Annotated in this window: 15 protein-coding genes; 7 read left to right on the top strand and 8 right to left on the bottom strand. The window is 69.4% G+C overall.

Features of this window, described 5'->3' with window-relative positions; genetic code table 11:
* Positions 1-84 precede the first annotated feature (84 nt).
* Positions 85-2,937 carry a S8 family serine peptidase gene (locus ACLB90_RS04105; protein WP_411851737.1) on the top strand — a complete coding sequence of 951 codons (2,853 nt, stop codon included), beginning with the start codon at positions 85-87 and terminating at the stop codon, positions 2,935-2,937.
* Positions 2,938-3,011: 74 nt separating this feature from the next.
* On the opposite strand, the gene ACLB90_RS04100 is transcribed toward ACLB90_RS04105, so the two are convergent.
* Positions 3,012-4,109: a Glu/Leu/Phe/Val dehydrogenase dimerization domain-containing protein gene (locus ACLB90_RS04100; RefSeq protein ID WP_411851736.1), complete on the bottom strand. Its 1,098-nt coding sequence runs from the start codon at positions 4,107-4,109 to the stop codon at positions 3,012-3,014.
* Between the two features lie 292 nt (positions 4,110-4,401).
* On the opposite strand from ACLB90_RS04100, the gene ACLB90_RS04095 reads away from it, so the two are divergent.
* On the top strand, positions 4,402-5,565 hold the full coding sequence (locus tag ACLB90_RS04095; protein WP_411851735.1) for an HDOD domain-containing protein: 1,164 nt from the start codon (positions 4,402-4,404) through the stop codon (positions 5,563-5,565).
* Between the two features lie 6 nt (positions 5,566-5,571).
* Here the strand turns inward: ACLB90_RS04095 and ACLB90_RS04090 are convergent, their stop codons facing one another.
* From ACLB90_RS04090 to ACLB90_RS04080, 3 genes are all read right to left on the bottom strand, one after another.
* On the bottom strand, positions 5,572-7,149 hold the full coding sequence (locus ACLB90_RS04090; RefSeq protein ID WP_411851734.1) for a phospholipase D family protein: 1,578 nt from the start codon (positions 7,147-7,149) through the stop codon (positions 5,572-5,574).
* 59 nt (positions 7,150-7,208) lie between these two features.
* Positions 7,209-7,919, bottom strand: coding sequence for an rRNA pseudouridine synthase (locus tag ACLB90_RS04085; RefSeq protein ID WP_411851733.1), 711 nt, complete (start codon positions 7,917-7,919; stop codon positions 7,209-7,211).
* 61 nt (positions 7,920-7,980) lie between these two features.
* The gene (locus tag ACLB90_RS04080) at positions 7,981-8,478 is read right to left on the bottom strand and encodes a YgjP-like metallopeptidase domain-containing protein (RefSeq protein ID WP_411851732.1); all 498 of its coding nucleotides are present in this window, start codon (positions 8,476-8,478) and stop codon (positions 7,981-7,983) included.
* Between the two features lie 73 nt (positions 8,479-8,551).
* Between ACLB90_RS04080 and ACLB90_RS04075 the strand changes: the two genes are divergently transcribed.
* Positions 8,552-9,106, top strand: coding sequence for a DUF2058 domain-containing protein (locus tag ACLB90_RS04075; protein WP_411851731.1), 555 nt, complete (start codon positions 8,552-8,554; stop codon positions 9,104-9,106).
* A gap of 154 nt (positions 9,107-9,260) precedes the next feature.
* Positions 9,261-9,527, top strand: a complete 267-nt coding sequence (locus tag ACLB90_RS04070) for a DksA/TraR family C4-type zinc finger protein (protein ID WP_411851730.1) — start codon at positions 9,261-9,263, stop codon at positions 9,525-9,527.
* Between the two features lie 10 nt (positions 9,528-9,537).
* On the opposite strand, the gene ACLB90_RS04065 is transcribed toward ACLB90_RS04070, so the two are convergent.
* Positions 9,538-10,119, bottom strand: coding sequence for a mechanosensitive ion channel domain-containing protein (locus tag ACLB90_RS04065; RefSeq protein ID WP_411851729.1), 582 nt, complete (start codon positions 10,117-10,119; stop codon positions 9,538-9,540).
* Positions 10,120-10,198: 79 nt separating this feature from the next.
* The gene (locus ACLB90_RS04060) at positions 10,199-10,390 is read right to left on the bottom strand and encodes a hypothetical protein (RefSeq protein ID WP_411851728.1); all 192 of its coding nucleotides are present in this window, start codon (positions 10,388-10,390) and stop codon (positions 10,199-10,201) included.
* Between the two features lie 134 nt (positions 10,391-10,524).
* Here ACLB90_RS04060 and ACLB90_RS04055 point away from each other — a divergent pair, with 134 nt between their 5' ends.
* The 3 genes from ACLB90_RS04055 to ACLB90_RS04045 are packed head-to-tail and all read left to right on the top strand — an operon-like array spanning position 10,525 to position 12,553.
* Positions 10,525-11,109, top strand: a complete 585-nt coding sequence (locus ACLB90_RS04055; RefSeq protein ID WP_411851727.1) for an RNA polymerase sigma factor — start codon at positions 10,525-10,527, stop codon at positions 11,107-11,109.
* Positions 11,106-11,657, top strand: coding sequence for a hypothetical protein (locus ACLB90_RS04050; RefSeq protein WP_411851726.1), 552 nt, complete (start codon positions 11,106-11,108; stop codon positions 11,655-11,657). Before ACLB90_RS04055 ends, ACLB90_RS04050 begins: the two co-directional genes overlap by 4 nt.
* An 11-nt stretch (positions 11,658-11,668) precedes the next feature.
* Positions 11,669-12,553 (top strand): DUF4097 family beta strand repeat-containing protein, encoded by an 885-nt coding sequence (locus ACLB90_RS04045; RefSeq protein ID WP_411851725.1) that lies wholly within the window; start codon positions 11,669-11,671, stop codon positions 12,551-12,553.
* A gap of 48 nt (positions 12,554-12,601) precedes the next feature.
* Here ACLB90_RS04045 and ACLB90_RS04040 read toward each other — a convergent pair whose 3' ends face one another.
* On the bottom strand, positions 12,602-12,781 hold the full coding sequence (locus ACLB90_RS04040; protein WP_411851724.1) for a hypothetical protein: 180 nt from the start codon (positions 12,779-12,781) through the stop codon (positions 12,602-12,604).
* 11 nt (positions 12,782-12,792) lie between these two features.
* On the bottom strand, positions 12,793-13,041 hold the full coding sequence (locus ACLB90_RS04035) for a YkgJ family cysteine cluster protein (RefSeq protein ID WP_017356550.1): 249 nt from the start codon (positions 13,039-13,041) through the stop codon (positions 12,793-12,795).
* Positions 13,042-13,194: the final 153 nt, after the last annotated feature.

The following is a 13,194-nucleotide window of genomic DNA, read 5'->3' as shown; positions in this document are numbered from 1 at the left end:
AGTATAGAGGGTCGGCATTGACCGCCGGTGTCTGCCCGGATGGCAGGACGCCGGCCATTGCGTATCGAACGTGGGGGAGCAGGGATGAAACAGGTCGTGGCAGTGAGGACCGTACTGGCTGGCGCATTGGCCGTGGCGCTGAGTGCCTGTGGCGGCGGTGGTGGTGGCGGCAACGTGCGGGTGGATCCGCCGCCGGTCACGCCCCCGGTGACTCCGCCGGTCACCCCGCCGGTGACGCCGCCAACCAATCCGCCGGTACAGCCGGCGATCGATGCGCACCTGACCATCGTCAATGGCCGCAACGTACAGGGCCTGACCGGCAAGGGCGTGCGTATCGGCGTGGTCGACTCGGGGGTCAACCGCGCCAATCCCACGCTGTCGGGGCGGGTGGTGTCCAGCCGCGCCTACATCGATCCGCGCGTCAACAATCTCAACGTGGACGACGTGGTCGGCCACGGCACGACGGTGGCCTCGCTGGCGGCCGGCCGCGCCTTCGGGGCCTGGCCGGGCGGCATCGCGCCGGAAGCGCTGGTGATCTCGGCGCGGATCATTTCCGACCGGCGCCCCACCGATGACGGCAGCGGCAGCGGCAATGAGGTCAGCGGTGCGCTCGGGTTCGCGCCCATGCACCAGGATCTGATCGCCGACGGCGTGAAGATCATGAACAACTCCTGGGGCGGGCTGTACTGGACCAACCCGGCCGCGACCGCGCCGATCGCAAACGAGTACCGTCCGTTCGTGATGGCCAACAACGGACTGGTGGTGTTCGCCAGCGGCAACGAAAGCCGTCCCAACCCGTCCAGCATGGCGGCCCTGCCGAGCCAGGCCGGTCCCAACGGCACGCGCCCGGCGGCGGATCTGGAACGCGGCTGGCTGACCGTGACGGCGGTGGATTCGGCCGATCCGTCCAAGCTGGCGTCCTATGCCAATGCGTGCGGCGTGGCGGCCGGTTACTGCCTGGCCGCGCCGGGCACCGTGGTGTATGTGGACCCGCAGAACACCGGTGGCACGCCGAGCTACCTGTGGGGCTCGGGCACGTCCTATGCCGCCCCGCTGGTGTCCGGCGCGGCAGCGCTGGTGTGGGAGAAGTACCCGTATTTCACCAACGACCTGGTTCGCCAGACGCTGCTGGGCACCGCCACCGATCTGGGCGCGCCGGGCGTGGACAGCACCTTCGGGTACGGCCTGCTCAATGTTGGCAAGGCCGTCAACGGCCCGGCGCGTTTCGACTGGGGCAACGCCGTGGTCGACGTCAATGTGCTGGGCCTGAACTCGGTCTGGAGCAACGACATCAGCGGTAGCGGCGGGCTGGTCAAACAGGGCAACGGGTCGCTGGGCCTGTCCGGCACCGGCACCTATACCGGCGACACGCGCATCGAACGCGGCACGCTGGCATTGCGCGATGGCGCATCGATCACCTCCAACGTGAACATCGTCGCGCAGCCCGATGGTGCGGAGCGCGCCCTGCTGCAGTTCATGGGCAGCAGCGCCAGGGTCAAGGGCAACGTGGACAACGCCGGCAGCGTGCTGCTGCGCGAGGCGGGCACCAGCGCCACCATCGAGGGCAACTACGTGCAGCGCGCCAGCGGTCAGTACATGACCCAGCTGGGCGCGGCGCCGCTGAAGGTGACCGGCACGGTCGAGCTGCAGGGAGGCGCGCTGTACCTGGTGGGCGCGGTGGCCGGTTACGTCCCCCAGGACGGTCGCCGGCAGGACCTGATCCAGGCCGGCCAGTCGCTGACCGGCGCGTTCGACAGCCTTCGCAAGGACGCCAGCATCACCCTGCTGGAAAGCCGATTCGGCTACGACGCGCGCACTGCATGGCTGGACATCGACCGGGTCAACGTCAGCGCGGCTGCCGCGTCGGCGGGCCTGGGGGCGGCGGCGCAGGGCGCGGCGGCACGGGTGGAATCGGCGTTCGAAGTGCTGGATGGCGGTGGGGTTGCGGCGAGTGGCTTCGCCGATGCCGCCGGCCAACTGCAGCAGGTGCAGGGTGCCACTGCGCTGTCGGCCAGCCTGGACAGCCTGTCCGGCAAGGCCCACGGCCTGGCGGCGGCAATGACCTTCGACAACATCGACATGCAGCGGCGTGCGTTGTCCTCGCGCTTTGACGCTGTGATGGCCGCGCCACGCCTGCGCGGTGCCTGGCACAGCGCGCTCGGCGAGGCCGGGCAGGGCAGTTTCGCCACCAGCGGTTTCCAGACCCAGGGCTGGATGATGGGCCAGGACATGGCGATGGGCAGCCACGGCATGCTCGGCTTCGCCTTCGGTGAGACCCGCAGCGCCAGCAGCCGTGACTGGGGTGGCGACAGCGGTCGCGACCGCCAGTCGCAGGCGCAGCTGTACGCCGGCTGGAACCAGGGCCGGGCGTATGCGCTGGGCCAGGTGGGCGCCGGCCAGTTCACCCGCGAGATCGACCGCCAGCTGCTGCTGGGCGCCGGCCAGTACGGGGTGAACGCGCGCTACGGTGGCCGTTTCAGCACGGCCAGCATGGAGTCCGGTTACCGCTTCGGCAACGCGGCGCTGTCGGTCACGCCGTACCTCGGCGCCGAGTACGCGCGGGTGGACAGCGACCGCTTCAGCGAGAACGGCGGCGCCGGGTTCGGGCTGCGCACGCAGGGCGGTGTTGCCAGCCGCAGCCAGGCACTGGCGGGCATGCGCGCCGAGACGCGCTGGGGCGACTGGGCGCTGCGCGGCTACGCCGAATGGCAGCAGCGCCTGGCCAGCCAAGGGTTCGACGCACAGGCCAGCTTCGTCGGCGTGGATGCGTGGGCACCGCTGGCCGGTCTGCAGCCGGCCCGTTCCGGTGGCCTGTTCGGAGTGTCGGTGGAGTCCTGGCTCAGCCGCAACACGCGCGTTTCGTTCGGCTACGACCAGCGCTTCGGTCCGCGTGGCGACCTGCATCAGGTGGCCCTGCGCTACGCCACCGCGTTCTGATCACGCGGAGCGGCAACTGAAGAAGGGCGCGATCGAGATCGCGCCCTTCTGTTTTTTCCAGCATGACCGCGCCGTCAGTTGCGGCGCAGCGTGCCCAGTCGCGGGGTGCTGCGGCCCAGCGGCATCTTCAGCTTGCCGATCGACTGGATGCGCGATTCGGCGATCTGGTCGGCGGCGCGCTGCGGCGCGATGCCCTCGCGCTCGGACAGCGCGAAGATGCGGCCGAGGTTGTGGTAAATGCTGCGGATCAGGCGCATGGCGCGTTCGCGGTTGTACCCGTCGATCTCCAGCGACACGTTCATGACGCCGCCCGCGTTGACCGCATAGTCGGGCGCGTACAGGATGCCGCGCGCGTGCAGCTCATCGCCGATCTCCAGGCTGGAGAGCTGGTTGTTGGCGGTGCCGCAGACGATCTTCGTGCGCAGACGGGGCAGCGTCTGCGGATTGATCGCGCCTTCCAGCGCGCACGGGGCGAAGATGTCGGCGTTGACGTCGTAGATGTCGTCGGGCTTGACCGCTTCGGCACCGTACTCGGTGACCGCGCGCTCCACCCGGCTGCTGTCCAGGTCGGTCACGAACAGCTTGGCGCCGCGGTCGCGCAGCAGCTTCACCAGTTCCATGCCGATGTGGCCCAGGCCCTGCACGGCGATGCTGGCCTTGCCGACTTCCTCATGGCCCAGCTTGTGCTGCATGGCGGCCATCAGCGCCTGCAGGGCGCCGTAGGCGGTGAACGGTGCCGGATCGCCGGAGCCGCCGTGGACCTGGTGTACGCCGGTGACGTACTCGCTTTCCAGGTAGATGTTTTCCATGTCGTTGACGTCGGTGCCCACGTCTTCGGCGGTGATGTAGCGCCCGCCCAGCGAATCGACGTAGCGGCCGAACGCGCGGAACAGCACTTCGCTCTTGTCGACCTTCGGGTCGCCGATGATCACCGCCTTGCCGCCGCCCACGTTCAACCCGGCCAGCGCGTTCTTGTAGGTCATGGTGCGGCTCAGCCGCAGCGCATCGGCCAGCGCCTCGTCGGTGCTTGCATACGGCCGCATCCGCACCCCGCCCAGGGCCGGGCCCAGGGTTGTGTTGTGGATGGCGATGATCGCCCTCAGACCCGCGTCGCGGTTGTGGCAGAACACCACTTGTTCGTGATCGGTGGTTTCGAGGGTTTCAAATAACATGGTGGCTCCGATGGTGCGAACGGTGGCGAACAGCGGCGAACGGACCAGCAAATGTTGGGTTGTAAAACAAAAAAAGCGACGTCGTCGGTTCGAGTGGACGGGTCGCGCGGCGCCATTCTAGTGCATTCCGCCGGAGGGCGGTGTCAGGCCCCGCCGGGGCGGGCGCCGTTAAAGTTGGTGAAGGCGCGGCCGATGCCGTGGCTACGGTGTGCAGTATCGGCAATGTCAGGATGGATGACGTGGGCGCAGTGGCGACAAGGCAGGTGCGGGACCGCGTTTCCGGGAGAGCACGATGCTGACGTCGGCGCCCATGCTGGGCGCGTGCGTCGTGGGCGGCGTGGCCGCCACGCTTGCGCTGGTGGCCTGGCGCAGGCGCCAGCGGCCGCGCACGCCGGTGCGGGCACCGGCCGACAGCGGACGGCTGGCCCGGGCGGAAACGCGGCGGGTGCCCTCGCTGGCGGCGCCCCCGGGCGACCCGGCGGCAGTGCTGCAGGCCGGGCTGTACGCATTGGCGCTGGTGCCACGCGGTGGCGATCCGGCAGGCGAGACCGCGCCCGCGCCTGATCTGCGCGCGGCGGTGGATGCGGCGCTGTCGGCCCGCGACTGGTCGGCACGGCACCTGCCACGGCGGCCGCAGCTGCTGCCGCAGCTGATCCAGACCGTCAACGACCAGGAGGCCTCGGCGCGGGCGATGGCGGCGATCATCGGGCAGGACCCGGTGCTGACCGGCAACCTGCTGCGCATCGCCAACAGCCCGGTGTACCGGCTGCAGGCGCGCCCGGTGGACAGCCTGCAGCGGGCAGTGACCCTGGTAGGCACCGAAGGCATCCGCCAGATCATCAGTGCGGTGCTGGTACAGCCGGTGATGCACCTGCAATGCGCCGCGTTTCCGCAGTTCGACGCGGTGATCTGGGAGCACGCGCTGCTGGCCTCGCGCGCGGCGGCCGACCATGCGCGTACGGTCAGCCACGAGGATGCCTTCGCGGCGCAGTGGTTGGGGCTCACCCAGGGGCTGGGCGCGGCGCTGGTGATGCGCCACCTGCTGGATGCCTGCGCCGAACACGGCGTGGCGGTGCCGCCGCGCGCGCTTGCGGCCGACCTGCTGGACGACTGGACGCTGCCGGTGGCCAGCCGCATCGCCGCTGCCTGGGAGCTGCCACCGCCGGTGCACGCGGCGCTGGAGCGGGCCGGTGCCGGTGCGCCGGATGGCCTGCTGACCAGCCTGGGGTTCGCCCGCGCTGCCGCTGCAGCGAGCCTGCTGTGCCGGCACGGGCGCATGGGCCAGGCACAGGCGCTGGCGCTGCTGGAGCACCTGCAGAGCACCCCGGCGCATGCGCTGCAGTGGATCTGGCGGCGCGTCCACGGGCGTTCGGTGGAAACCCTGGACGCCGACGAGGCCGCCGCCGCGGAGGCGGATGCAGACGCGGATGCAGCACCGGACGCGGCCGCGCGCTGAGCGCGGCTAGAGTTGGGATTCCAGCGGCAGCCAGCTGATGGCGCGCGCGCTGGCCCGCAGCCAGATGCTGGTGTCCGGTTCGCGGTAAAGCCATTGCGGGGGCTGGGCGGCACGGTCGAGCCAGCGCACCTGGCCCTGCGCATCCAGCGCCACCCAGTAGCTCTGCGCGGGACTGGCCAGCCGCAGGTACTCGGCGCGCAGCTGCGCGGCCAGCACGCTGTCGTCGAACAGCACGCCCATTTCGGTATTGAGATAGGCCGAACGTGGGTCGAGGTTGAACGAGCCGACGAAGCCGCTCCGGTCGTCGATCATGAAGGCCTTGGTATGCAGACTGGCACCGCTGCTGCCGAACAGGCCGCCGCTGTCGGCATGCCCGCGCGATCTGAGCTCGTACAGATGCACGCCGCTGCGCAGCAACGGGGCGCGGTAGTGCATGTAGCCGCTGTGCACGGCGGCGACGTCGTTGGCCGCCAGTGAATTGGTCACCACCCCGACGGTTGCGCCGCGTGCCACCAGCGCGCCCAGCCCCTCCGTGCCGTCTTCGCCCGGCACGAAGTAGGGGGAGATCAGCAGGGCCTTGTGGCGGGTGGCCGCCAGTTCGGCCGAGAGCCGCGCGACCAGCCAGTCGCTGCGGTCGTCGCGGCGGTGCTTCATCGGCGGGTCGGAGACGATCTCCACCTGCCGGGTCCAGTGCAGGTCAACCGCATCGCGGTAGTACGACTGCGCCTGCTGCGACCGCGCCACGCGCGCCAGGTAGGGCCTGGCACCGTCGAGCCCGGCTTCGTGTTCGGACTGGCGCACCAGCAGGCGCAGCTGGGCCGGGGTGTAGAACGCCAGCGCCGCGATGGGAACGGCGGTTTCGCTGTTCCAGTAATCGTCGAAGATGGTGTTGGCCTGCTGCACGGCGTGGCCGGCGACGAGCAGATCCAGATCGCGGAAATTGACGTCGGTGCGTGCGCTGAAATATTCCTCGCCGATGTTGCGGCCACCGACAATGGCCACGCGGCCATCGGCGATCCAGGATTTGTTGTGCATGCGGTGGTTGACGCTGAACACGCGTTGCACCATTTCCACCAGCCGCCACAGGCCGTTGCGGTTGCGGAACGGGTTGTACAGGCGGATCTCGATGTTGGGGTGCTGGTCGAGCGCCATCATCAGCGCGTCCTTGTCCTGCGCGTTCATGTCGTCGAGCAGGATGCGCACGCGCACGCCACGCTCGGCGGCCTGGTACAGCTCGCGCGCCATCAGGTGGCCGATGAGATCGTTCTGCCAGATGTAGTACTGCAGGTCCAGGCTGCGCCCGGCATGCTGGGTGATCACGGCCCGCGCGGCATAGGCATCCAGCCCATCGGCAAGGAAGGCCACCCCGGATTCGCCGGGGTGCTCGGCCTGCAGGCGCGACAGTTCACGGTCGATGGCGGTCTGGCCGGGCTGGACCGGCAGTACCTGCGACGGTGTGCCAAGCGCTTTGGGCGTGAGGTGGTCGGCCAGCAGCAGGCCGCTGAGCACCAGCAGGGCCAGGATCGCCACGAACACGCCCAGCCAGCGCAGCAGCCGGCGCCAGAACGGCTTTCTATCGGTCATGCCCCGATCCTAAGCGGCCCGTCCGTGCAGCGCGAGTGCAGGGGGCCGTGACCGGCAGCTCAGAAGCGCTCGTCGGGGGCGAGATAGCGCCACTGGCCGGGAACGAGCTTGCCCATCGCCACGCGCCCGATACGCAGGCGGCGGACGCTCACCACGTCCAGGCCAACCTGGCGGCACATGTCGCGGAGCTGGCCGGGGTGCACCGGCTTGATGGCGAAGCGCAGGCGGGTTTCGTTCTGCCAGCTGACCTTGCACGGCGGCAGGGGCCAGTTGCGGAAGCTGAGGCCGTGCGCCAGGCGCTTCATGCCGTAGGGCACGAGTTCGCCGGTGACTTCCACCAGGTACTCCTGCTCCAGCGTGGCGCCGCGATCCTTGAGGTGGGAGACAACGCGGCCGTCCTGGCTGACCACCACCAGGCCGCTGTCCTCGTCCGCCAGCGGCATGACCAGCTGCAGGCCGTGGAAATGGCGCTGCAGGAGCGTGACGCCGGTGGCGTCCAGTTCGCTGCGGGTCTCCGGCGTGACCAGGGCGCAGAGCGCGTCGGCCGGCATGCCTGCGGGCTTGTGCAGCAGCATGCTCACCGTTTCGGCACGGGTGGCTTCGGCGTTGTCGCGCAGGACGACCACCTCGTCGGTGACCATCGCCTGGGGCTGCTCGACCACACTGCCGTTCACGGTGACCCAGCCCCCCTCGATGTAGCGCTGGGCGTCGCCGCGCGAGCAGCCGATCAGCTGGGTCAGGCGTTTGTCGAGTCGGATCGGGTCGGTCATCGGGCTGGCAACGAAAAGCGGGAAGCGGGCGGGGAGTGTACTGGGTGGGGGCCGGTGCGCGTCAGCCGGTGGCGCCGTCCAGGTGGGTGAGGTACAGCCGCAGGTCGAACTCCAGCTGGTGGTAATCCGCCTCCATATGCGTGCACAGCTGGTAGAAGGCCTTGTTGTGGTCCGATTCCTTCAGGTGCGCCAGTTCATGCACCACGATCATCTTCAGGAAAGGGGCCGGGGCCTCGCGGAACACCGTGGCGATGCGGATTTCGCGGCTGGCCTTCAGCCGGCTGCCCTGGACGCGGGAGACGGTGGTATGCGTGCCCAGGGCGTGTTTGAGCACCTGCAGCCGGCTGTCGTAGATCACCTTGGACAGCGGCGCGGACTGGCGCAGGTAGCGGTCTTTCAGGTCCTGGGTGTAGTCGTACAGCTGACGGTCGTTGCGCACGGTATGCAGTTCGGCATAGCGGCGCTGCAGCCACGGCCCCAGGCGGTCGCCCGCGATCAGCTCGCGCACCTGCTGCTGCAGGGCGTCGGGGTAGCCGGCAAGGTACTTCAGGGCAGTCACGGGGGCGGTTGGGGCGGGGCGGGCAGACCAGTATGATGGCCCCCGGAATCCCGTAAAAACAGATGCAAGGCGTATGGCGAAGGCGAATCCCCTGCAGGAGCAGCTGCTCAAGGCTGGGCTGGTCAAGAAGTCCCAGGTCTCACAGGCCGCGCGTGAACAGGTCAAGGCCCGTCACGGCAAGGCCCCGGTTGCGCCCAGCGAAAGCCAGCGCGAGGCCGAACGGGCGCGCGCGGAGAAAGCTGAACGCGATCGTGCGCTGGAGGCCGAGCGCAAGGAAAAGGCGCGCGCCCAGGAGCTGCAGGCACAGGTACGGCAGATCATCGAGACCAACAAGGTCAAGCGCGACGGTGAAAGCGAGTACCGCTTCAACGACGGCACCGTGATCCGCACCCTGCTGGTGAATGCCACGCTGCGCAGGCAGCTGGCGTCGGGTGCGCTGGTCATCGCCCGCTTCGGCGAGGGCTTCGAGCTGCTGCCGCGTGCGGCCGCCGACAAGGTGCGCGAGCGCGACCCCGGCGCGATCGTGCTGGACAACGCCCAGCCGGGCAGCAGCGAGCCGGGCACCGGCAACGCCGACGACGACGCGTACTACGCGCAGTTCCAGGTCCCCGACGACCTGGTCTGGTAAGCGCGCCGGCACCGGGTGGGGCCGCGTCGCGCGTCAGCCGACCAACGGTCGGCTCTACCGGGTGGGGCGGCGCCTTGTGCGTTCAGCCGCACGTGGGGCCCGGCCGCGCGGCCGGGTCTATGCTGGGGGCCTGATACGGCATGGGAGACACGGCATGGCGACAGGTTGGGCAGGCGACGGCGCGGTGCAGGACCAGATCGACGCAACGGTCGATGACGCCATCCAGCGCGCCCGCGCGCAGCTTGGGCAGGGCCCGGGGCTGACCCACTGCGAACACTGCGAGGCCCCCATTCCCGAGGCGCGGCGCAAGGCCGTGCCCGGGGTGCGTCTGTGCGTGCGCTGCCAGGAAGAAGAGGATGCCGCGCAGCACGATGGCGGCGGTTACAACCGCCGCGGCAGCAAGGACAGCCAGCTGCGTTGACCGCGCGGCATCAGCCGTCGCCCTGGATGCCGCCGGGTGCCTGCGCCGGGTCGCGCCAGCGGCGCACGGTGCGCTGGAAGAACATGTTGTTGGGCACCTGCAGCACGGTGCCTTCGTGGCCGCCGTCGGTTTCCTGCAGCGTGGTGTAGATCAGGTTGACGTCGATCACCCGCCCCTTCAGGCCCGGCTTCTCGCCGTTTTCCAGCACTTCGATGTAGTCGTGCAGGCGGAATGGCCGGGTGGTGAAGATCAGCAGCGTGCAGAAGATGTTGGACAGCACGCTCCATGCGGCGAAGAACGCCACCGCGCCGACGGCGGCGAAACCGGTGAAGGCCGTCCACAACACGGTGGCCGAGACCCCCAGGATGTTCAGCACCGTGAGCAGCGCGGCGAAATAGACTACGAAGCCGGTGACGCGGCGCGCACCCATGACCATTTCCGGTGGCAGCGTGTAGTGCTCGCCGAGGCGGCGGATCAACCGGCGGCCGATCAGGCGCAGCAGCCAGGCGACGGCCACGGTCAGCAGGATCAGGCCTGCGGGCTCCACATACTGCAGCCAATCGTGGGTCCAGGCGGGCAGGCGTACTTTCATGGGGGACGGGTTTCCTTGCGTGGTGCGACAGACAAGGACCCATCTTAATGCGCGGCGGCGCGCAGGGCTGCAGGCCCGGTCAGGTCCAGCGCGGCAGCACGATGGCCAGCTCCCGGAGCAGGGTGGAGGCGCAATAAGGCGCCTGCCCGCTGGTGGCCTGCACGCAGATGTCCGGGCGCTGGTCCTGCAGGTGCAGCTGCACCGACCACGGGCTGACGGTCAGCGACCACGCCGCCAGCGATATCCACAACGCGCACACACTGGACGACATGGCAGTTCCTTGGTGACAACCGGGGTGGGACACAGGCTTGGATGCGGCAGCGGTGAAAAAGGTTTGAATGCCGCCGCCGATCCTGCGCAACCCGGTCCCTTAAACCTTTTCGGTGCAGGCGGCATCCAACGGATATGCTCGACGCCACCATGCCCGCTCCCCGCCTTGCCGACCCGGCCGACAGTGCCGACGACCACGCCCTTGTGCGTGCGGCCGTCGCCGGCGACATGGCGGCCTATGAACGCATCTACCGGCGTCATGCGCCGCGCCTGAACGCGGTGCTGTGGCGACTGTGCGGCGGCCATGCCGCGCGTGCCGAGGATGCCTTGCAGGAGACCTTCCTGCAGGCGTGGCGCGCGCTGCCCAGCTTCCGCTTCGAAAGCAGCCTGGGCACCTGGCTGCACCGGATGGGGGTCAACGCGGCACTGATGGAACTGCGCGGACGCGCCGGCGCCGAGGCCCTGGAAACCGGTGAGGACACCACCGATGCGATGGAGATGCTGGTGGCGCCCGACCGCTGCGCGGGCACCGTGATGGACCTGGAGCGCGCGCTGGAGACCTTGCCGCCGCGTGCGCGTGCGGTGCTGGTCCTGCACGATATCGAAGGCTGGAAGCACCATGAGATCGCCGATCAGCTGCAGATGGCGGTCGGCAGTTCCAAAGCCCAGCTGCACCGTGCGCGCGGCCTGTTGCGCGCACGCCTTGGAGAATCCGCATGAACGAACACGATCCCACCCCTTACGACGACGCGCTGCGCGCGCGCCTGCAGGCGCTGCCGGATTGCCGGGTCCCACCGGCGCGCGTATGGCAGGGCATCGCCGCGCAGCTGCACGACGAGGCGCAGCAGCGACGCACGGAGGCCGCGCAGGCGGCCAGTCCGGCGCCCGTGGCGGCACCGGTGCGGGCACGCCATCGGCCGCGGCGCTGGGCGCTGGGCGTCGGCATTGGCCTGGCAGCGGCACTGGCGGTGCTGGTGGTGGTGCCGATGCCGACGCCGCATACCCCACCGCCGTCGATGCTGCAGCGGCAGGCCGATGTGCTGGCCGGCGAATACCAGCAGGCGATGGCCGCGCTGCCGTCGGCCACATTGCCCGGCGACTACCAGCCGGCGCTGCACGAACTCGATGCCAGCGCGCGCAGCATCCGCGCGGCCATCGCCGAAAACCCGCGCTCGGGCTATCTGCTCGGGCAGCTGCAGCGTACCTATGCGCTGCGGTTGGAACTGACCCAACAGGCGGTGATGGCCGCCACTGGGATGCCCACATGAAGGAGAATCCGATGCGTACCCTGTTGCCGTTGAGCGCCGCCCTGGCGCTGTTGCTGCCGTTCGCGGCGTTGGCCGATACCCACGTCGACGAGCGCCATCCGCTGGCGGCCGGAGGCCGCGTGGAGGTGAGCAATATCGCCGGCAAGGTCACCGTGCGCGGCTGGGACCGCAACGAAGTGGCGTTGAGCGGCTCGATGGCCGACGGCCTCACCCTGAAACAGGACAAGAGCACCAACCGCGTGCGCTGGGAGGTGGTGTACCCGCGCAACAGCAACACCCGTGGCGGTGCCACGCTGATGCTGCGCGTGCCGCGTGCGGTGGAGGTGCAGCTGGGCACGGTGAGCGCCGACATCGATGTGGCCGACGTGGATGTGCGCCGCCTGCAGGCCAATGCGGTCAGCGGCGACATCGCCGCCGCAGGACGCAGCAGCGAGACAACGCTGGGCACGGTCAGCGGCGGCATCCGTTCGCGCGTGCAGACGCCGCGGCTGGAGGTGCGTGCGGTCAGTGGCCAGGTGCAGGCCGGCGGCGGCATCACCGGCGAGGTCGCCGCGGAAACGGTGTCGGGCAGCATCCGGGTGGACGCGGGGCGCGTGCAGCGGCTGAGCGCGGAAGCGGTTTCGGGGAGCGTGGATGTGGCCGCGAGCGGCCTGGCGCCGGGCGGCAAGGTGTCGCTGCAGACGGTCAGCGGGTCGATCGGGCTGGCGCTGCCGGCGACGGTGTCGGCGCAGTTGAACGTGAAAACGTTCAGTGGCGACATCCAGTCCGATGCGGGGCAGGTGGAACGGCCGCGCTATGGTCCGGGTCGCAGCCTGGATACGCGCCTGGGAGGCGGTGACGGGGATGTATCGATCAATGCCCATTCGGGCAGCGTGCGGGTCAGTCTGCGCCGCTGAGCGGTGCGGCCACCGCACCGGCCAGGGCCGGTGCGGTCGGCTGCGAGGTCAACCGGCTTTCTTCAGCGCCAGGGTATTGCCCAGCACTTCGATCTTGCCGCCGCCCTTGCGGAAGGCGGCCAGGTCGGCAGCGATGCTGGCGCTGCTGACGGCAGTGTTGGACCCTTGCTTGCGGTCGACGCGAACGGTGTTGCTTGCCTTGGGGGAGGTCTTTGGCGTACGGGCCATGGATGCTCCTGCTATGGGTGAATCGGTGAAAAAAGCGTCGACAGATCGTGCTGTTGTCGACGGTAGTCCTGCCGCACGGTGCGGCAGTCATCGCCGCCCATCGAAAACTGGCGGCAGATCGCGGGGCGCTGCGAATAGATCGTGCAGCGCAGATGATAGGGGTCGATCGCGGCACACCAGCCTTCGTCGTTGCGCGCCATCACGGTGCGGCCCAGCTCATCGGTATCCAGCAGATGGCCGGGCACCGCGTCGTCGGGCATTACCGTGACCGAGAGCCGGCAGCACACCGCGTCGCAGCGGCGACAGTCGATGGGGTCCGGTTCGGCTACGATGGAAGGGGCTGGTGAAGCCAGGCGTTCGCCCAATGGAATCTCTCTTGGCGGCTCGGGGCGGTGCGTGCTGGGAACGAGCCG

The sequence above is a fragment of the Stenotrophomonas sp. LGBM10 genome (assembly GCF_046736075.1).
In the GTDB taxonomy this organism is placed as follows: domain Bacteria; phylum Pseudomonadota; class Gammaproteobacteria; order Xanthomonadales; family Xanthomonadaceae; genus Stenotrophomonas.
Note: the sequence above shows the minus strand (reverse complement) of the source record. Positions and strands in the feature narration are given on the sequence as shown.